Source organism: Amycolatopsis tolypomycina, from assembly GCF_900105945.1.
Taxonomy (GTDB): Bacteria; Actinomycetota; Actinomycetes; order Mycobacteriales; family Pseudonocardiaceae; genus Amycolatopsis; species Amycolatopsis tolypomycina.
Map to the genome: position 1 here is coordinate 6,666,006 of NZ_FNSO01000004.1, position 17,319 is coordinate 6,683,324.

Here is a 17,319-nt window from a genome sequence, read left to right on the forward strand (position 1 = left end):
ATTTGCTACATTACTCGTTATGACAAATGTATCGAGCAAGTTCGGCCTGTTCCTGGCTCCGCACCGCGACGACGCGACCCGCAGGGAGCAGGCGATCGCGGCGGACGAGCTGGGGTACGGCGTGGTCTGGCTGGGCACCGGCCGCAACTCGGTCGGCGACCTCGCCTTCGTCGAAGACCTCCTCGCCGCGACCGAGCGGGTCACCGTGGCGACGGCGATCGTCAACATGTGGGTCGACGAGCCGGAGACGCTCGCCGCGTCCTACCACCGGCTCGCCGGCTGCTACGGAAAGCGCTTGCTGCTCGGCATCGGCGTCGGTCACCCGGAGGCGGTCACCGAATACCGCAGCCCGTACGCCAAGATCGTCGACTACCTCGACCGGCTCGACGCGGCCGGCGTCCCGGCCGAGGCCCGGGTGCTCGCCGCGCTCGGCGACCGCGTGCTGAAGCTGGCCGCCGAGCGCACCGCGGGCGCGCACCCGTATCTCGTCCCGGTCGCGCACACCCGGCACGCACGGACGATCCTGGGCGCGGGCAAGCTGCTGGCCCCGGAGCACAAGGTGGTCGTGGACGAAGACCCGGTGGCCGCGCGTGCCATCGGCCGTCCGTACGTCCAGACCCCCTACCTGGGGCTCAGCAACTACGTGAACAACCTGCTGCGCCACGGGTACACCGAGGCCGACGTCGCCGGCGGCGGCAGCGACCGCCTGATCGACGACCTCGTCCTGCACGGCACGCCGGAGACCATCGCCAAGGGCCTGCTGTCCCATGTGGACGCCGGCGCCGACCACGTGGCGGTGCAGGTGCTCGGCCCGTCACCCGAGGTGGAGCTGGCGAACCAGCGGCGGCTGGCCGAAGTGCTGCTCTGATCAGCCGGGCGCGGGCAGCAGGACGTTCAGCGCCGCGACGAGCGTGCGCTCCTCGTAGGCGAAGTGACTGTCCAATGCGGACTGGAGGCGGTCGAACTCCGCGCGCAGCCGGACCGGGTCGGTTTCCGCCTCGACGAGCCGCTCGATCTCCTCCTGCAGCCTGGCCACGACGACGTGCTCTTCGTCGAGCTTGTCCAGCGTGGGCTTGAGGGCCGGGAACCGCTCGGCCAGCACCGGGAAGATGTTCCTGGCCTCGCCGGTGTGGTGCCGGGTGAGGGCCGTGCAGAACCCGGCGCACCGCGTGCGCAGCTGCCGGGGGACGCCGCACTCCAGCTCGGCACGCACTTCCTTCAGCTCACCGCGCAGCCAGTCGTGCATCTCGACGAGCCAGTCGCCCATGCGGCGGGCGGTGTCGAACCGGTGCAGCTCGACGACGGGCAGGATCCGGGTCGTGCGCGCCTGGTACTGCGCGAACCCCGGCTCCCGCTCGATCACCTCGGCGAACAGCTTGTCGCGGTCCGGCGGGAGCGCCGCCATGGCCTCGTACGACTCGGTTTCCGTTTCCACCAGGACAAGCGGGTTGCGCCGGATGTTGTGGTACCAGGCCGGGTGGTGCGGCGCGCCCATCGCCGAGGCGACGACGACCAGCCGGCCGTCGATGTCCAAGGCGCCCAGGGGAACGCGGTGCTTCCGGCCCGTCCGGGCGCCGGTCGTGGTGAGCATGATCAAGCTGGGTTGTCCTTTCCGATGAAGAATTCACCGGAGGCCGAGAGGGCGACACGGAGGGCACAGCTCCGCCAGGGAAAGGCGGAACGTGTCGATCTCAAGGGGGCTGGGTAGCCACTACCTCCGTGTGTCGGCCCATCCGGGGCGCAAACCGCACGTTACCAACCTGGCCGGCGGACAGCCATACCTTAACCGCGTAGCTCAGCGGGCGGCGTCGGCGGCTTCCCGGGCGGCGGTGGCGGCCGCGTCGGCTTCGTCGAAAGCGGCTTTCGCCGTCTCGAACTCCGTCTTCGCACGCTCGGCGCGTTCTTCGGCTTCGGCCAGGCGCTCGCGCAGGTCTTCGACGCGGGCCGCGGCCTGCTCGGCCGCGCGTTCGGTGCGGACCAGGTCGCGCTCGGCCGTCGCGCGTTCCTTGTCCCGCTCGGCGGCTTCCTTGCGCAGGCGCTCGCGTTCGGCACGGGCCCGCGCCCGTTCCTCTTCCTCACGCCGGTGGTCGCGCTTCGGCTTGGCCGGCTCGGCCTTCTCCACCAGCTTCTTCGGCCGCTGCCCGGTGGCGGGCGGGACGCTCGCGGCGAGGCTGAACCACTGGTCGGTGTCCTGGTGCGCCACCGACGTCAGCCGGCCGGCCAGCGCCAGCGCGGCGGTGTCCGGGTCGGCCGCGACGGCCTCCAGGGTCGCCTCCACCTCGCGGGACACCGTGTCGCTCATCGACGGCAGCTCGTGCAGGATCCGCCGCACGAGCTCGCCGCGGCGCCGGGTCAGCGCGCGCAGGTCGTCACCGGCCAGGCGGGTGTGCGCGTCCCGCAGTTCGTCGCCGAGCTCGGCCAGCTCGCGCAGCTGCTCGGAGTCGTCCCTGGCCAGGCCGTTGACGATCGCCGCGGCCGTGGTCGGCTTGCGCAGTTGCTGGATCCGCTTCGCGAGCTCGGCGTTCCCCTCGGCCTTCGCCGCCTTCGCCGCCGCGTTGCGCGCGCTGGTGAACTCCGCGAGGTCACCCCCGTAGAGCTCGCCGGCCACCGTGTCGAAGTCCATCGTCGTCCAGCGAACCACATCGGACTGGTGCGGGCACCCGGTGAAGAGTCATCATCGGGGGATGTTCTTCGATCTGGGTGTCCGGGACTTCCTCGACCGCGCGGAAACGGTGTACCCGGACCGCGTGGCGGTGGTCGACGAGCCGGACCAGCCCGCGCCGAGCTGGGGTTCGCTCACCTACCGCGAGGTGGCGCGCCGGGCCCGCGCGCAGGCCGCCAACCTCGACGCGCTAGGCGTGCCGGCCGGCGGGCGCGTCGCGATCGTGTCGCACAACGCCGCGCGGCTGCTCGTGTCGTTCTTCGGCGTGTCCGCCTGGGGCCGGATCCTGGTGCCGGTCAACTTCCGGCTGGCTCCCGCCGAGGTCAAGTACATAGTGGAGCACTCCGGGGCGGAGGTGCTGATCGTCGACCCGGAGCTGGAACACCTGCTGGACACGGTGACGGCGAAGCACGTGTTCGTCCTCGGCCGCGACGACGAAGCCATCTGGGGCGGCGACGGCACGCCCCGGCCGTGGGAAGGCGACGAGTCGGCCACGGCGACGATCAACTACACGTCGGGGACGACCGCGCGGCCGAAGGGCGTGCAGCTCACCCACCGCAACATCTGGCTGAACGCCGCCGTCTTCGGCCTGCACACGACGTTGAGCGACCACGACGTCCTGCTGCACACGCTGCCGATGTTCCACTGCAACGGCTGGGGCATGCCGTACGCGGTGACCGGCCTCGGCGGGCGGCACATCGTGCTGCGCAAGGTCGACGGCACCGAGATCCTGCGGCGCATCGACGAACACGGCGTCACGATCCTCTGCGCGGCACCCGCGGTGGTCACGGCGGCCCTGGACGGCGCCGCGAGCTGGGACGGCGAGATCCCCGGCCGCGACCGCGTCCGGATCGTCGTGGCCGGCGCGCCACCGCCGACGCGCACGATCGAGCGGGTCCGGGCGGAGCTGGGCTGGGAGTTCATCCAGATCTACGGGCTCACCGAGACCGCGCCGCTGCTGACGGTCAACCGGATGCGCGGCGAGTGGGCGGACCTCGACCCGCACGAGCAGGCACGGCTGCTGGGCCGCGCGGGAACGCCGGCGCTGGGCGTCCGGATCGCCGTGGACAGCGACGGCGAGGTGCTCGCCCAGTCGAACCACAACCTGGACGGCTACTGGGAAAACCCGGAGGAAACCGCGCGGGTCACCGACGGCGGCTGGTTCCACACCGGCGACGGCGGCACGTTCTCCGAGGGGTACCTGACCATCGCGGACCGCAAGAAGGACGTGATCATCTCCGGCGGCGAGAACGTGTCGTCGATCGAGGTCGAGGACGCGCTGAACTCGCACCCGGCGATCCGCGAGGCCGCGGTGATCGGCATCCCGGACGAGAAGTGGGGCGAGCTGGTGACGGCGCTGGTCGTGGTGGAGGGCGACGTCACGGCCGACGAGCTGATCCAGCACTGCCGGGGGTACCTGGCGGGGTACAAGTGCCCGAAGCGGATCGAGTTCCTGGACGCGCTGCCCCGGACGGCGACCGGCAAGATCCAGAAGTTCAAGCTGCGCGAACCGTTCTGGCAGGGCCAGTCCCGCCAGGTCAACTGAGCTTCGCCGGGATGGCGAGGCAGGGGACGAGGGCCACCAGCGTCAGGCCGATGCTCCAGAGGAACGCGCCGTGGAAGCCGGACGCGGCCGCGATGCCGGCGAGCAGCGCGGTGCCCGCGGCGCCGCCGAGCTGCTGGACGAGCCGGACGATCGCGGAACCGGCCGGGACCTCGTCGCGCGCCAGTCCGCGGAACGCCCCGGCGGTGATGGCGATGTTGACCGCGCTGAGCGCGCCGCCGCGGACGACCAGCGCGCCGCCCAGGAGCACCCAGCCGGTGCGCGCGCCACCGCGAACGGGACGGTCGCCGCGGCACACAGCACGACGCCGGCGGTGGCGATGGGTCGGGCGCGTCCGAGAGCTCGCCGAGCGGGTCGAACAGATCGGCGTCGACGTCGCCACGGGCCTGCTGAGCGAGCTGGACGAAGTGCCCGAGGACGTCAAGCTGATCGTCCCCGGGGTGTTCGAGCAGGTCATCGACCGGGCGCGGGCCCGGGGCGAACTCGGTGGCTCACCCGTCCCCGACGCCGTGCTCGCGATGCCCTCGTGCGGCACCACGCCTCGGCTTAGCGGACCAGCCGGAAGAACGTCCGCACCTCGTCGGCGAACAGTTCGGGTTGCTCGTACGCCGCGAAGTGGCCGCCGCGTGGCAGCTCGTTCCAGTGCCGGATGTCGGGGTAGCGCTTCTCCGCCCACCGGCGTGACGGGCGCGGCATCTCCTTCGGGAAGATCGAACAGCCCACCGGGACGTCGACCGTGTCCTCCGTCGCTTCGGAGAACCACTTCTGGACCTTGCGGATGCTCTCCCAGTACAGCCGCGCCGAGGACGCCGCCGTGCCGGTGAGCCAGTACAGCGTGACGTCGTCCAGCAGCTCGTCGCGGGTGAACGGGAAGCCGTCGGACCAGGCGTGGAACTTCTCCACCAGCCAGCCGCAGAGCCCGGCCGGGGAGTCGAGCAGGCTGTAGCCGATCGTCTGCGGCCGGGTCGACTGCAGCACCGAATACCCGTCCTCCCAGCGCTGCGCGTGCTCCAACGCCTCCAGCGCGGCCCGCTCGGACGGCGTCAGGTCGCCGAACGTCGCCGGGTCCGGCGCAGCGATCGGCGGGTTCAGGTGGATGCCCGCCAGGTGCGCCGCGTCCTGCTGGGCCAGCGACGTCGTGATCGACGTTCCCCAGTCGCCGCCCTGCGCGCCGTAGCGCGCGTACCCCAGGCGGGCCATCAGTTCCGCCCACGCGGCCGCGATCCGCTCGATGCCCCAGCCCGGCGCCGATGGCTTGTCGCTGAAGCCGTAGCCCGGCAGCGACGGGATGACCAGGTGGAACTCCGCGGACAGCGGCTCGATCACCTTGCCGAACTCGAGGAACGAGCCGGGCCAGCCGTGCGTGAGGATCAGCGGCAGCGCGGCCGGATCCGGCGCGCGCACGTGCAGGAAGTGGATGCCCAGCCCGTCGATTTCGGTGCGGTACTGCGGAAACCGGTTGAAGCGGGCCTCCACCCGGCGCCAGTCGTAGTCCGTCGCCCAGTATTCGCACAGCGGACGCAGGTACGCCAGCGGCGTGCCCTGGCTCCAGTCGTCCACCGGCTCGGCTTCGGGCCAGCGCGTCTGCCGCAGCCGCGTGCGCAGGTCGTCGAGGTCGGCTTCGGGGACCTCGATCCGGAACGGGGTGATCACGCCGGCACGTAGATCAGCCGGACGACGCCGTTGCCGAACGTCGCGGACTTCTTCAGCTCCAGCGGGAACGACGGCCCTTCTTCGGGGAACAGCCGTTTTCCCCGGCCCACGACGACCGGGTACAGCAGCAGGTTGAGCTCGTCGACCAGCCCTTCGGCGAGCAGCCACCGCACGGTCGTCGGGCTGCCGCTGGTCATGATGTCCCCGCCCGGCCCGGCCTTCAGCGTCCGGACCGCCTCGGCCGGGTCGCCGGTGAGCAACGTCGAGTTGTTCCAGCCGACTTCGGACAAAGTCGACGAAAGCACGTATTTGCGCACGCTGTTCATGAATTCGGCGCCTTCGTCGTCCTCGACGGTCCGGCCGGGCCACGCCTCGGCGAACCCTTCGTAGGTGACGCGCCCGAGCAGCATCGCGTCGGCGGCAGCCAGCCCGCTGCCGACCGCCTGGCCGATTTCGTCGCTCCAGTACCGCAACGACCACTTGTCCGGCGCTTCGACCACGCCGTCCAGCGAGATGAACAGGTTCGAAACGATCTTGCGCATGGACCCCCCTCGGTGCGGGGTTCCACTATAAACCCGGCGAAGTGTCAGGACCGTCCACTCGCGACGGTCTCGCTGTCCGCCGCCGCCCGGGCCCGTTCCTCCTCCGTCACGGGTTCCAGGCGCGCCGGGACGTCCTTGTGGTGCGGCGTACCGGCGATCGGGTCGCGGTCCAGCGCGTCGGTCAGGAGGTTGATCCGCGGGCCGCTGACCACCCGGCGGCCGTGGGCGTCCGGGTGGGCCATGCCGTAGCCGTGCGGCAGCGCGAGCTGGCCCGGCCGCAGCGCGGGGTCGGCCTCGGCGCGGACGACCACCCGGCCCGCCGACGTCACCACGGCCACCCAGTCCCCCGGTGCGGCGCCGATCGACGCCAGCTCTTCGGGACGCGCGCGCAGGGCGCCGTCCGGATCCGTGCGGCGCCAGCGCGGGTCACGCAGGATCTGGTTCGCGTTGTGCGCCCGCCGTTGCCCGTTGATCAGCGAAAACGGGTACGCCGGGTCGGTCCGCTCGGCGGCCGGGTCCAGCGCGGCCAGCCAGTCCAGCAGTTCCGGCACGGCCAGCTGGACGCGGTCGCGGCGCAGGAGGGTCCACACCTCGTCCTGCTCGTGCGCCGAAAACGGCGTCGGGCCGGCCAGGACGCGGTCGAAGAGCTCTTCGCCGAGCCGCGCGCCGGTGGCGGAGCTGCCCAGCGCGCGCTGCACCGGCACGGTCATCGTCCGCGCCGCGCGGTGGCAGCCCGCCCACAGCGGCGCGATCGACGCGGCGCCGTCGGGCAGCGACGCGCCCAGCGTGCGGTAGAGCAGCACCGGCAGGATCGCCGCACGCTCCGGCATCGCCTGGACCAGGGCGCCGAGGCCCGCCTGCAGGTCCGTGCGCGGTCCCGCGGCCAGCTCGGCGAGGACGTCGGACGGCGGCAGCACGCCGAGCGCGTCGAACAGCCGCGCGTAGATCTCGGCTTCGACGAGCGTGCCCGGCAGCGGGTCCAGCAGCGGCCGCCGCAGCTGGAAGTAGTTCGTCGGCCACTCGAAGGTGAAGAGCGTGAACTCCCACTTCTCGTGCTGGGACGCCGCGGGCAGCACGTAGTCGGCCAGCGCGGCCGTCTCGGTGTAGGCGACGTCGACGACCACGGACAGCTCCGCGGCCTCCAGCGCGCGTTCGACGTCCCGCGTCCCGGCGAAGGTGTTGGCCGGGTTCGACGACTCGACCCAGACCGCGCGGACGCGGTTCGGGTGGTCGGCGAGGATCTCTTCGGCGAGGGTGTTGGCCGGCAGCAGGCCACCGATGTACTCGAAGCCGGTGATCTCGGAGCGCTGCCCGGTCGTCGCGCCCCACAGCGGCAGCAGCCACGAGTGCAGGTTGTTCGTGCCGCGCCTGCCGAAGTGCCCGGTGAGCAGGTACAGCAGCTTCTCGAGGTAGCTGTTGAGCGTCGAGTGCCTGCCCTGCTGGATGCCCAGCTCGACGCGGACGGTCATCGCCTCGGCCGCGAGGATCAGCTCGACCGCGCGCTCGACGTCCACACGGGACACCTCGGCGTGCGCGATCCATTCGTCAACCGGCACTTTCGCCAGCACGGCGGCGACCTCGTCGAAGCCTTCGGTGCGTTCGGCGAGGAACCGCTCGTCCGCGCCGCCGCGTTCGAGCAGCAGCGCCAGGATCGCGCCCAGCAGGTACGCGTCGGTGCCCGGGCGCAGCGAGAGGTGCAGGTCGGCCAGTTCCGCGGTCTCGGTGCGCCGCGGGTCGATCACGATCATCCGGCGGTCCGGGTCGTTCTTGAGCGTGTTGAGCGCGTGCCGGGCGTTGTTGAAGCCGTGCGCCTGCCAGGGGTTGCAGCCGAGCACGACCAGCAGGTCGCAGTGCTCGACGTCCTCGGCGGTGTGCACGAGCGTCGAGCCGAACAGGTGCCCGTTGACCCAGAAGTCGCCGGTCTTCTCCTGCGAAAGCGCGTTGAAGTGCCGCGTGGAGTTCATCCACTTCAGCAGCGACGCGCCGTACGCGCCGCCGGAGTGGTTGCCCTGGCCACCGCCGCCGACGTAGGCGAACGAGCCAGGCCGCCCGGCCGCGGTGTCGGCGTCGCGGATCGCGTGCAGCTTCGCGGCGATTTCGGTGAGCGCGGTGTCCCAGCCGATCGGCTCGTGCGTGCCATCGGGTCGGCGGCGCAACGGCGTCGTCAGGCGGTCTTCGTGGTCGCCGTAGAAGGTCAGGCGCTGGGCCTTCTGGCAGAGGTAGCCGCCGGAGCGGGGGTGCGCCTTGTCGCCGCGGACGCGGGTGATCTTCCGGCCGTCGAGCTGCACCTCCAGCCCGCAGTTGAGATAGCAGAGGCTGCACGCGGTGCGGTGCCACTCGCCGGTCATATCAGCTCCAATGCGCGACCGAGCGTCGTGAGACGCGCGTCGAGGGTTTCGCCGGCCGGGTAGAGCCGGACGGTGTCGATGCCGGTGTCGCGCCACACGCGCAGGCGGTCGCGCACCATCTCTTCGGTGCCGATCAGCGTCGTGCCCAGCACCATTTCGTCGGTGACGAGCGCGGCGGCGCCGTCCCGGTCACCGGCCTGCCAGCGCTCGCGGACCTCGGCGGCGACGTCCGCCCAGCCCTGGCGGCTGTAGGCGTCGTTGTAGAAGTTCGTGCCGGCCGAGCCCATCCCGCCGAGGCTGAAGGCGAGCTCCTTCTTGCGGCTGCCGACCAGGGTGCGCAGCTCGTCTTCGTTGTCGGCGAAGGCGACTTCGGCGCCCTGGCAGACGTCGATGTCTTCGCGCTGCCTGCCCGCCTTCGCGAGTCCGGCGTCGAGGTGGGTGAAGTACGCGTCGGCGCCTTCGGGCACGAAGCTGGTGCCGAGCCAGCCGTCGGCGACCTCGCCGGTGAGCTCCAGGAGCTTCGGCGACAGCGTCGCGAGGTAGATCGGGATGTCCGGGTTCGGCGCGGTGGACAGCCGCATCGGGCGGCCCTCGCCGGGCAGCGGGATCTCGAACGCCTTGCCGGAGAAGGAGATCTTCTCCCCCGCGAACGCCTGGCGGACGATTTCGACGGTCTCGCGCATGCGCGTCAGCGGCTTCGCGAACGGGACGCCGTGCAGGCCTTCGATCACCTGCGGCCCGGACGGGCCGAGCCCGAGCGCGAACCGGCCACCGGACAGGTCGGCGAGGGTGAGGGCGGCCTGCGCGATGGCGACCGGCGTGCGCGTGCCCAGCTGGATGATGCCGGAGCCGAGCCGGATCCGGTCGGTGCGCGCGGCGAGGTAGCCGAGCGCGGACGGCGCGTCCGAGCCCCAGGCTTCGGCCACCCAGCAGACGTCGAGGCCGAGTTTCTCCGCCTCGAGCACGAAGTCCAGCGTGGTGCGGGTGTCCTTCGAGAACTCGACGGTCGTCGCGGTCTTCATCGCGCTTCGATCCGGGCCTTGATCACGGCGAGGTTGCCCTGCATCGCCGTCTCGAACTCCCGCATGCGGACGAAGACGATCTTCTCTTCCTTCTCCGGCATCCGGTCGATGGCGAACGACAGCCCGGACCGGCCCGGCCCCATCCGCATCCACTGGGTCAGGACCGTGCCGCCCCTTTCGGGCTCGAGCGTGAACTTCCAGACGGCGCTGGGCTCGTCGGGATCCTGCACGGCCCACGCGAACACGCGTGGCGCTTCGCACTCCACCACGTACGAGGTGGTCTCCCACTCGCCGAACGCGTCGTGCTTGCTGCGGCCGAGGAACTTGCGGCCTTCTTCGCACCACTCGACGAACTGGAGTTCCGGGCTCAGCTCGGGCATCAGCGAGATGTCCGAGACCACCGGCCAGACGTCCTCGGGCGCGGCGTCGATCCAGGTCCACACCTCGGCCGTCGGCAGGTCGGCGTACCGCGCACCCGTCCACTCCATCGTGGTCGCCTTTCTCCCGTTTGACCACGATAGTTGCGTAGATAGACTGACCCTGTCAATCACTCCTGCCGGGCGAAGCGCTCCTCGACGTCCGGACGCTGCGCCAGCCGCGCCGGGAAACCGGGACCGCGCCGCATCCGCGTGTCGTCCGGCGTCAGCGGTTCCCGGCAGCCGGCACAGACGATTTCGGCGTGCGTGTCGTGCCCGCAGGCAAGGTGGTGGACGGTGATCGGCGGGCCGGCTTCGGTGGCCAGCCACTTGTCGCCCCAGCGGGTCATGGCGAGCAGGACCGGGTAGAAGTCGCGGCCCTTTTCGGTGAGGACGTAGTCGTAGCGCACCGGCTCGGTCTGGTAGGGAACCTTCTCCAGCAACCCCTCGTCGACCAGCCGTTTGAGCCGGTCGGCGAGGGTGTTGCGCGCAATGCCGAGCGCCTGCTGGAACTCGTCGAAGCGGCGCACACCGTAGAAGGCATCCCGCAGCACCAGCGGCGTCCACCAGTCACCGAGCAGGTCCATGGTGCGCGCAATAGAGCACGGCCACTGCGCGAACGATGTCCGTTTCATGCGGCCGAGAGTACGCCGTTCCGTCGGAAGACTCAGCAGGTCAGCCTGGACAAGGCTGGGTTGTACACAGTTTGGCCGGGGTGTGGACAACCTGGGCCGCGGCGGGCCTGGCTCCCGATTTTTGTCGGGGCGCCTCGATACGCTGGAAGCGGGGGCAGCCCCCAGGGAGGGCGGGCCGCGCCTTTCCTGGAAGTCGGCGTTTTCTCGCCACACAAAGCCGATGACCGTCGTCTGCCTTGTCCTCGTCGCGTCCGGCCCAGACCGCCGTCTGTTCAGCCGGAGGTCGGCCCCGCGAGATTCGACCGCGCACCAGCCGGCGAGCTCGGTTGCCCACATTCCGGACGGGCTGTGGACAACCGGGCCGCCGGCGGGCCTAGACGAGTGATGCGTAACTCGGTCAGTGGTCGTAGGCGGTCAGGGACCGGGTGGTGGGTTGGCCGGTGGCGCGGTTGTGCCAGATGGCGGCGGTGAGGGCCAGGAGGCGTTGGGCGATGCGGACTCCGACGCCTTCGATGGTGCGGCCGCCGTGCTGTTCGAGGTTGAGCTGGCCTTTGAGGGTGTCGTTGACCGACTCGATGAGCTGGCGGATGGACTTCAGCAGCGGTTCGCCGGGGTGGGGCGGCGGTTGCGGTAGGACGGCCGGATCAGCCGGACCCCGCGTTCGGTGAGGTAGTGGTCGAGCTCGCGGGAGACGTAGCCCTTGTCGGCGATGATCAGCAGGCCGGGGCGGCCGGTGAGCAGGTGGGGTTCGTGGTCGCAGATGGCCATGAGCACCTGCCGCTCGTCGACCTTCGGGTCGGCCAGGGCCCAGGCGATGGGGAGTCCGGCCGGGGTGCAGACCAGATGCAGCCGCAGTCCCCAGAACCAGCGCGAGTGTGAGCGGCAGAAGCCGTACTTGGCCCACCCGGCCAGCTCCGAACGCTTGACCGTCGGCCGGGATCGGCCGCACTCGACCGGGGTGGAGTCGACGATCCAGGTGGTGTCGGTCCACAAGTCCGTGTCCGCCGCCAGCCAGCGCACTACGTGCTTGACCAGCGGTAACGCGGCGCGCAGGCGGCGGTTGTAGCCGGATTGGCCGGGTAGGTAGCGGAACGCGCCGGGCATCCGGGCGGGCAGGAACCGCAGCCAGCGGGCCTCGGAGGTGAACCCCAGCAGCGCCTGGGCCACGGCCAGGGTCACCAGCTCGGCGTCGGTCAGCTTCGGTGGTCTACCCGTCCGCCGCCGGCCTGCGAGGTGGTCGTCGATCTTGACGTAGAGTGCGGTGAGATTTCCGTCGGAGCGCCCCGATACGCTGGAAGCGGGGGCAGCCCCCAGGGAGGGCGGGCCGCGCGCGTTCCCGGCGTCAGACGAGGTGCCCGGTGGTCACCTCGACGTGATCAGGGACGTCATCGTGCACGTCGCCGACCGAGAGCGTCCCCGCCGGCTCGACGAGCAGCACGCTCGCACCCGCCTTCGACGACGGCTTGTGGGACGTGCCCTTCGGAACCACGAACACCTGTCCGCGGCCGAGCGTGACGACGCGTTCGTCCGGGTCGCGCAGGCCGATCTCGATCTCGCCGTCCAGGACGAGGAAGAACTCGTCGGTGTGCTCGTGGACGTGCCAGACGTGCTCGCCGTCGAACCGGGCGAGGCGGATGTCGTAGTCGTTGACGCGGGTGACGATGCGCGGGCTCCAGGCGGCGTCGAAGCTCGCGAGGACTTCGTTGAGGTCGATCGGATTCATGCGTCCCATGCTCGACCTGGCGTTTCCCCGGCGCGAGTGCTAGGAATCGCACATGCCGCAAGAATTCTCGCACCGGGTGGTCGCGATCGTCACCGAGGAGTCGAACCCGTTCGAGCTGGGCGTGGCGACCGAGCTGTTCGGCCTCCGCCGCCCCGAACTCGACCGGCCCTGGTACGACTTCACGCTCTGCGCGGCGACGCCCGCGGTCCGGATGAACCTCGGCATGTTCACCCTGTCCGACGTCGCCGGCCTCGAGGCGGCCGACGCGGCGGACACGCTGATCGTCCCGGCCCGCCCGAACACGGGCGTCCCGACGGACCCGGCGATCATCGCGGCGATCCGCCGGGCCGCCGACCGCGGCGCCCGCCTGGTCAGCTTCTGCACCGGGGCGCTCGCCCTCGCCGAAGCGGGCGTGCTCGACGGCAAGCGCGCGACCACCCACTGGCAGTGGGCCGCTTCCCTGGCGGCGCGGTTCCCGCGGGTGCACTGGGAACCGGAGGTGCTGTTCATCGACGAGGGCAACGTCCTCACGGCGGCGGGCAGCGCGGCCTCGCTCGACCTCGGCCTGCACATCATCCACCGCGACCACGGCGCCGAGGTCGTCAACGCGGTCAGCCGCCGCCTGGTGTTCACCGGCCACCGCGACGGCGGCCAGCGCCAGTTCATCGCCCGCCCGGTACCGGCGGTCCCGGAGACGTCGCTGGCGCCGGTCCTGGCGTGGGCGTTGGAGCGCCTGGACCAGCCCCTGACGGTGCCGGACCTGGCCGCACGGGCGGCCACCAGCCCGGCGACGCTGCACCGGAAGTTCCGCGCGGAGCTGGGAACAACACCGTTGGCATGGCTGACGACGGAGCGGGTGAGCCTGGCGTGCCGCTTGATCGAGCGCGGCGAGCTGAGGCTGGACCGAGTGGCGGCTTCGAGCGGCTTCGGAACAGCAGCGAACCTGCGAGCGCAGCTGCGGCGCCACACCGGCCTCAGCCCAAGCGCTTATCGCCGCCGCTTCGGCCCGGCGGCGTGATGATGCCGCCGTACCGGAAGATGTCGCTGCACCTCGAGACCGAGCGGCTGACACTGCGCCCGTGGGCCGAGCAGGACGCCGATCGGCTGCGCGCCCTGCACGCCGAGCGCGGCACCGGGATGCCCACCGCCGAGCACATCCGGACTGTCATCGCGAAGCAGCTGGCCGCGCCGGCGGAAACGGGGATCTCGCTGTTGCCCGTCCAGCGCCGCCGCGAAGGTGACTTCATCGGCTACTGCGGGTTGATCGTCGGCCGCGCCACCCTCGACGAACCGGAGATCGCGTACGAGTTGTTCCGGCACGCGCACGGGCGCGGCTACGCCGCGGGGAACGCACCGTCGTTGCGCGTTCTGGAAAAACTCGGATTCACGCGGCACCACATCTCCACCGAGCCCTCCGGCGAAGTGGTGTAGCTGACCCGTTCGCTGCGGTGACCACTCAAGCCAGCGGAGCGAGCGCCTCCCCCAGCGCGGCCTGCTGCAGCCGGGCCGGGTAGGTCGGCGGGTCCGCCGCGGCCAGGACGTTCAGCCCCTCCACCAGCGCCACCAGGCTCTTCGTCGTCAGCTCGAGCCGCTCGTCCGTCCACTCAGGACGACAGGCCGCCACCAGGCGGCGCACGCGGGCGAGGAACGAACGGTTCGCCGCGCGGTGGCGCTCGGCCAGGTCGTCGTCGGCCAGTGCCGCGGCCAGGAAGCCCACCCAGACCCGGGATTCCTCGTGGTGGCCGTGCGGGAGGTCCACCGCCTGGCCGAGCACCGCCGCGAGTGCGTCGAACGGCTGGGTGCACGCCGCCTCCGCCGCGTCCGCGCGCACCGCCGTGCGCTCGTACAGCAGGTCGCGTGCGTGCCGCAGCAACGCCTTCTTCGTCGGGAACGCGTGCATCACCAGGCCCGTCGTGCAGCCGGCGCGCTCGGCGACCGCGCGCAGCGTCAGCCCCGGCAGGCCGTCGTCGGCGAGGACCTGCCACGTCGCGTTCGAGAGCAGCTCTCGTTGCGCCTGCACGTCACGCTGCTTGGGCATGGTCGGGAAGCGTAACAGATGCTACGGTAACGTCTGTTACGGAAAGAAGGGGTTCGCCTGATGATCGACTGCACGCTCACGGTCACCCCGGTGGCGTGGGACGATGCCGACGCCGTCCGCCTGCGGGAAGCCCAGCGGATCGAGCTCGACGCCCGCTACGGCACCGACGACCACGAACCGGGCGCCGTCCCCACCGCCGAGAGCGTCGCGGTGTTCCTGGTCGCGCGCGACGCCGGCGGCACCGCCGTGGGCTGCGGCGGACTGCGGCCGCTCGGACCCGGTTCGGGCGAGGTCAAGCGCATGTACGTCGAGCCGTCGGCCCGCGGCACCGGCGTCGCGACCGCCCTGCTGCGCGCCCTCGAAGACCACGCGAAGAGCCTCGGCATCACGCGGCTGCTACTGGAAACCGGCACCGGCCAGCCGGACGCCATCCGCTTCTACCAGCGCGAAGGCTACGAACCGATCGAGGCGTACGGGCCGTACCGCGGCGAACCCCTTTCGCGCTGCTTCGCCCGGGATCTGTGACCGGTTTCCCGATAGCCGGACTGGGTCCGGACCGTTTTGTCCACTTCGGACCGCTTGGCCGACCCGACGGCGGTGCAAGTCACCGGCAGCACGTACTGAAATGAACGTGCATCCGCACGTCGATTGTGCACGCGCTTTCCGCGATCTTCGGGAAATGGTTGCTGTCAACCAAAACCACCGGTAAGTTGGCGGACCCCCGGTGCCCAGCCATCGGTCACCGGGTTCGCGCTGCTCGGCGAAGCGGGGAGGCTCCCGCCGAGAATGCGCTTACCGGCGGTAGGGGTCGCCGCCGGGTGCAGGAGGGAACAGTGCCTTGGTGTTGCGGGGAACGGTCATGGCCGAGCACGTGACCGAGCCGTACGTGGTCGGCCTGGAAGCCATCGCGGGTGAGCTGCTACGCGGCAAGTGGTGTGTCTACCTGCACGAATGGCTCGGCGACGACCTCGATCTCCCCGGCTGGCAGGCCGAGGTCGCGGCCAACGCCGAGCACTCCGGCGTCGAGGTCTGCTTCATCGAAATCCCGCGCAAGGACATGACACTGGTGGCGAACGTGCGCGCGCTGCCCAGCTTCGAGCAGGTCACCGAGTCCGTGGCCGCCCTCGAGCACTACCGGGGTCTCAAGGCGGGCAGCCGGAGCGTCGTCAGCCGCCGCTCAGGCCACTGACACGAGCGCGATCGCCGCACCCGCGCCGAGCGGCACTGCGCCGGAGCGAGCTTGACCTCGACTATCGTCGAGCTTTTACCGTCGGCAGCATGACCGATCTCCGCACGGACCTGCCGCCGATCCCGCGCACCGTCTGGCTCGCCTCCGGTGTGATGGCGCTCGGCGGTTTCCTGGGCAACATGGACGCCTCGATCGTGGCCGTCGGGCTCGAATCGATGCGGCACAGCCTCGGCGTCGAGCTCGTCGCGATCCAGTGGGTCGCCACGGCGTACCTGCTGGGCCTTTCGGCCGCGCTCCCGCTCACGCCGTGGCTCGGCCGCAAGTACGGCGCCGGACGGCTGTGGCTCGGCGCGCTGACCGCGTTCCTGCTCACGTCGGTGGCGTGCGCGCTCGCCCCCGACGCCGGCACGCTGATCGGTTTCCGTGCCGTGCAAGGCATGGCGGCCGGCGTCATGGTCACCGCCGGGCAGACCGTGATCGGGCTGGCCGTCGGCCCGGAACGGCTGGGCCGCACCATGGGCACGCTGGCGCTCGCGGTCGGGCTCGCGCCGGTGGTCGGGCCGAGCGTCGGCGGGTTCCTGCTCGCGCACTTCTCCTGGCCGGTGCTGTTCTGGCTGAACCTCCCGATCGGGCTGCTCGCCTTCGGCCTGGCCTTGCGCTACGTGCCGCGCGGCGACCGGCAGCAGCCGCCGCCGATGGACTGGCGCGGCCTGGCCATGGTGTCGCTCGGCCTGCCGCTGCTGGTGTACGCGCTCACCGAGCTCGGCACGCCCGGTTCACTCACCATCGCACTCGCCGCCGTCGGCGCCGCCGCGATGGGCCTGTTCACCTGGTGGTCGCTGCGTATGCCCCACCCGGTGCTGCAGCTGCGGCTCGCCGCGCGGCCGGTCATGGGTTCCGCACTCGCGGCCGTGCTGCTCGGCGGCGCCGGGATGTTCGGCGCCGTCCTGCTGCTCCCGCTGTGGTTCCAGATCCGGCTCGGCGCCGGGACCGCCGAGTCCGGCGTCCTGCTCGCGCCGATGGGGCTGGCCACGGCGGTGTTCGTGTTCGTGGCCGGACGGCTGACCGACCGCCACGGCGGCGGCACCGTCGCGCTCACCGGGTCGCTCGTGGTGCTCGCGAGCACGGTGCCGCTCCCGTGGCTCGGCCCGGACTCGCCGATGTGGCTGGTCCAGGCCCTCCTGCTGGTCCGCGGCGCCGGACTCGGGCTGTCGGTCATCCCCGCGTCGACGGCGGCGTACGCGTCGGTCGACGCCGCCGAGCTGGGCCACGCCACCGCGCTGGTGAACATCGTGCTGCGCGTGGGCGGGGCGCTCGGCGGCGCGCTGTGCGTCATCGTGCTGTCGCAGGGCCTGCACACCGGTCCGGCCACCGGGTTCGGCTGGGCGTTCGGCGTGCTGGCCGTGCTGTGCGTGCTGAGCACGGCGACCGCGACCTGGGTCCGGCGGGCCGAGCGGCTGTCCGCAATGGACCGGAAGGCCTGATTCACCAGGGAAGCTGGCGCCTCCACCGGATCGGTGATTTATT

General features: G+C 71.3%; 18 protein-coding genes and 1 pseudogene. 7 read left to right on the plus strand and 12 right to left on the minus strand.

What is annotated here, in order from left to right:
- Nucleotides 1-19: 19 nt before the first annotated feature.
- Complete coding sequence (locus BLW76_RS40060; RefSeq protein WP_244170541.1) at nucleotides 20-868, plus strand: LLM class F420-dependent oxidoreductase; 849 nt, start codon at nucleotides 20-22, stop codon at nucleotides 866-868.
- On the opposite strand, the gene BLW76_RS40065 is transcribed toward BLW76_RS40060, so the two are convergent.
- A complete protein-coding gene (locus BLW76_RS40065; protein WP_091317226.1) occupies nucleotides 869-1,597 on the minus strand; it encodes a nitroreductase/quinone reductase family protein in 729 nt (242 codons plus the stop codon).
- Nucleotides 1,598-1,795: 198 nt separating this feature from the next.
- Nucleotides 1,796-2,623, minus strand: a complete 828-nt coding sequence (locus BLW76_RS40070; RefSeq protein ID WP_208613480.1) for a hypothetical protein — start codon at nucleotides 2,621-2,623, stop codon at nucleotides 1,796-1,798.
- Between the two features lie 61 nt (nucleotides 2,624-2,684).
- On the opposite strand from BLW76_RS40070, the gene BLW76_RS40075 reads away from it, so the two are divergent.
- Complete coding sequence (locus BLW76_RS40075; protein ID WP_091317229.1) at nucleotides 2,685-4,208, plus strand: AMP-binding protein; 1,524 nt, start codon at nucleotides 2,685-2,687, stop codon at nucleotides 4,206-4,208.
- On the opposite strand, the gene BLW76_RS40080 is transcribed toward BLW76_RS40075, so the two are convergent.
- The 9 genes and pseudogenes from BLW76_RS40080 to BLW76_RS40120 form a co-directional block, all read right to left on the minus strand.
- Complete coding sequence (locus BLW76_RS40080) at nucleotides 4,201-4,524, minus strand: multidrug efflux MFS transporter (protein ID WP_143060775.1); 324 nt, start codon at nucleotides 4,522-4,524, stop codon at nucleotides 4,201-4,203. The genes BLW76_RS40075 and BLW76_RS40080 overlap by 8 nt on opposite strands.
- A 248-nt stretch (nucleotides 4,525-4,772) precedes the next feature.
- Nucleotides 4,773-5,879 (minus strand): epoxide hydrolase family protein, encoded by a 1,107-nt coding sequence (locus BLW76_RS40085; RefSeq protein WP_091317232.1) that lies wholly within the window; start codon nucleotides 5,877-5,879, stop codon nucleotides 4,773-4,775.
- On the minus strand, nucleotides 5,876-6,421 hold the full coding sequence (locus tag BLW76_RS40090; RefSeq protein ID WP_091317234.1) for a dihydrofolate reductase family protein: 546 nt from the start codon (nucleotides 6,419-6,421) through the stop codon (nucleotides 5,876-5,878). Before BLW76_RS40090 ends, BLW76_RS40085 begins: the two co-directional genes overlap by 4 nt.
- 44 nt (nucleotides 6,422-6,465) lie before the next feature.
- On the minus strand, nucleotides 6,466-8,769 hold the full coding sequence (locus BLW76_RS40095; RefSeq protein WP_091317236.1) for a molybdopterin-dependent oxidoreductase: 2,304 nt from the start codon (nucleotides 8,767-8,769) through the stop codon (nucleotides 6,466-6,468).
- Nucleotides 8,766-9,791, minus strand: a complete 1,026-nt coding sequence (locus tag BLW76_RS40100) for an LLM class flavin-dependent oxidoreductase (RefSeq protein WP_091317237.1) — start codon at nucleotides 9,789-9,791, stop codon at nucleotides 8,766-8,768. Before BLW76_RS40100 ends, BLW76_RS40095 begins: the two co-directional genes overlap by 4 nt.
- The gene (locus BLW76_RS40105) at nucleotides 9,788-10,279 is read right to left on the minus strand and encodes an SRPBCC family protein (protein ID WP_091317239.1); all 492 of its coding nucleotides are present in this window, start codon (nucleotides 10,277-10,279) and stop codon (nucleotides 9,788-9,790) included. Before BLW76_RS40105 ends, BLW76_RS40100 begins: the two co-directional genes overlap by 4 nt.
- Nucleotides 10,280-10,338: 59 nt before the next feature.
- Nucleotides 10,339-10,842: a winged helix-turn-helix transcriptional regulator gene (locus BLW76_RS40110; RefSeq protein ID WP_091317240.1), complete on the minus strand. Its 504-nt coding sequence runs from the start codon at nucleotides 10,840-10,842 to the stop codon at nucleotides 10,339-10,341.
- A 397-nt stretch (nucleotides 10,843-11,239) separates the two neighbouring features.
- Nucleotides 11,240-12,156 (minus strand): annotated as a pseudogene (locus tag BLW76_RS40115) (IS982 family transposase).
- A gap of 28 nt (nucleotides 12,157-12,184) precedes the next feature.
- Complete coding sequence (locus tag BLW76_RS40120) at nucleotides 12,185-12,565, minus strand: cupin domain-containing protein (protein WP_425266040.1); 381 nt, start codon at nucleotides 12,563-12,565, stop codon at nucleotides 12,185-12,187.
- A 52-nt stretch (nucleotides 12,566-12,617) separates the two neighbouring features.
- Between BLW76_RS40120 and BLW76_RS40125 the strand changes: the two genes are divergently transcribed.
- Nucleotides 12,618-13,583 (plus strand): GlxA family transcriptional regulator, encoded by a 966-nt coding sequence (locus BLW76_RS40125; RefSeq protein WP_091317243.1) that lies wholly within the window; start codon nucleotides 12,618-12,620, stop codon nucleotides 13,581-13,583.
- A gap of 2 nt (nucleotides 13,584-13,585) precedes the next feature.
- Nucleotides 13,586-13,996 (plus strand): GNAT family N-acetyltransferase, encoded by a 411-nt coding sequence (locus tag BLW76_RS40130; RefSeq protein ID WP_091317245.1) that lies wholly within the window; start codon nucleotides 13,586-13,588, stop codon nucleotides 13,994-13,996.
- A 25-nt stretch (nucleotides 13,997-14,021) separates the two neighbouring features.
- On the opposite strand, the gene BLW76_RS40135 is transcribed toward BLW76_RS40130, so the two are convergent.
- Nucleotides 14,022-14,603, minus strand: coding sequence for a TetR/AcrR family transcriptional regulator (locus BLW76_RS40135; protein ID WP_091317247.1), 582 nt, complete (start codon nucleotides 14,601-14,603; stop codon nucleotides 14,022-14,024).
- Between the two features lie 60 nt (nucleotides 14,604-14,663).
- Between BLW76_RS40135 and BLW76_RS40140 the strand changes: the two genes are divergently transcribed.
- From BLW76_RS40140 to BLW76_RS40150, 3 genes are all read left to right on the plus strand, one after another.
- Nucleotides 14,664-15,128 carry a GNAT family N-acetyltransferase gene (locus tag BLW76_RS40140; protein WP_091317249.1) on the plus strand — a complete coding sequence of 155 codons (465 nt, stop codon included), beginning with the start codon at nucleotides 14,664-14,666 and terminating at the stop codon, nucleotides 15,126-15,128.
- Nucleotides 15,129-15,462: 334 nt separating this feature from the next.
- Complete coding sequence (locus tag BLW76_RS40145) at nucleotides 15,463-15,792, plus strand: hypothetical protein (protein WP_208613481.1); 330 nt, start codon at nucleotides 15,463-15,465, stop codon at nucleotides 15,790-15,792.
- An 89-nt stretch (nucleotides 15,793-15,881) separates the two neighbouring features.
- Complete coding sequence (locus BLW76_RS40150) at nucleotides 15,882-17,276, plus strand: MDR family MFS transporter (RefSeq protein WP_091317252.1); 1,395 nt, start codon at nucleotides 15,882-15,884, stop codon at nucleotides 17,274-17,276.
- Nucleotides 17,277-17,319: the final 43 nt, after the last annotated feature.

Bases quoted from the DNA above. Each gene is read 5' to 3' on its own strand.
- BLW76_RS40060 (WP_244170541.1), top strand. From the start codon at position 20: ATGACAAATGTATCGAGCAAGTTCGGCCTGTTCCTGGCTCCGCACCGC.
- BLW76_RS40070 (WP_208613480.1), bottom strand. From the start codon at position 2,623: ATGGACTTCGACACGGTGGCCGGCGAGCTCTACGGGGGTGACCTCGCG.
- BLW76_RS40075 (WP_091317229.1), top strand. From the start codon at position 2,685: ATGTTCTTCGATCTGGGTGTCCGGGACTTCCTCGACCGCGCGGAAACG.
- BLW76_RS40090 (WP_091317234.1), bottom strand. From the start codon at position 6,421: ATGCGCAAGATCGTTTCGAACCTGTTCATCTCGCTGGACGGCGTGGTC.
- BLW76_RS40095 (WP_091317236.1), bottom strand. From the start codon at position 8,769: ATGACCGGCGAGTGGCACCGCACCGCGTGCAGCCTCTGCTATCTCAAC.
- BLW76_RS40100 (WP_091317237.1), bottom strand. From the start codon at position 9,791: ATGAAGACCGCGACGACCGTCGAGTTCTCGAAGGACACCCGCACCACG.
- BLW76_RS40105 (WP_091317239.1), bottom strand. From the start codon at position 10,279: ATGGAGTGGACGGGTGCGCGGTACGCCGACCTGCCGACGGCCGAGGTG.
- BLW76_RS40110 (WP_091317240.1), bottom strand. From the start codon at position 10,842: ATGAAACGGACATCGTTCGCGCAGTGGCCGTGCTCTATTGCGCGCACC.
- BLW76_RS40120 (WP_425266040.1), bottom strand. From the start codon at position 12,565: ATGAATCCGATCGACCTCAACGAAGTCCTCGCGAGCTTCGACGCCGCC.
- BLW76_RS40125 (WP_091317243.1), top strand. From the start codon at position 12,618: ATGCCGCAAGAATTCTCGCACCGGGTGGTCGCGATCGTCACCGAGGAG.
- BLW76_RS40130 (WP_091317245.1), top strand. From the start codon at position 13,586: ATGCCGCCGTACCGGAAGATGTCGCTGCACCTCGAGACCGAGCGGCTG.
- BLW76_RS40135 (WP_091317247.1), bottom strand. From the start codon at position 14,603: ATGCCCAAGCAGCGTGACGTGCAGGCGCAACGAGAGCTGCTCTCGAAC.
- BLW76_RS40140 (WP_091317249.1), top strand. From the start codon at position 14,664: ATGATCGACTGCACGCTCACGGTCACCCCGGTGGCGTGGGACGATGCC.
- BLW76_RS40145 (WP_208613481.1), top strand. From the start codon at position 15,463: ATGGCCGAGCACGTGACCGAGCCGTACGTGGTCGGCCTGGAAGCCATC.
- BLW76_RS40150 (WP_091317252.1), top strand. From the start codon at position 15,882: ATGACCGATCTCCGCACGGACCTGCCGCCGATCCCGCGCACCGTCTGG.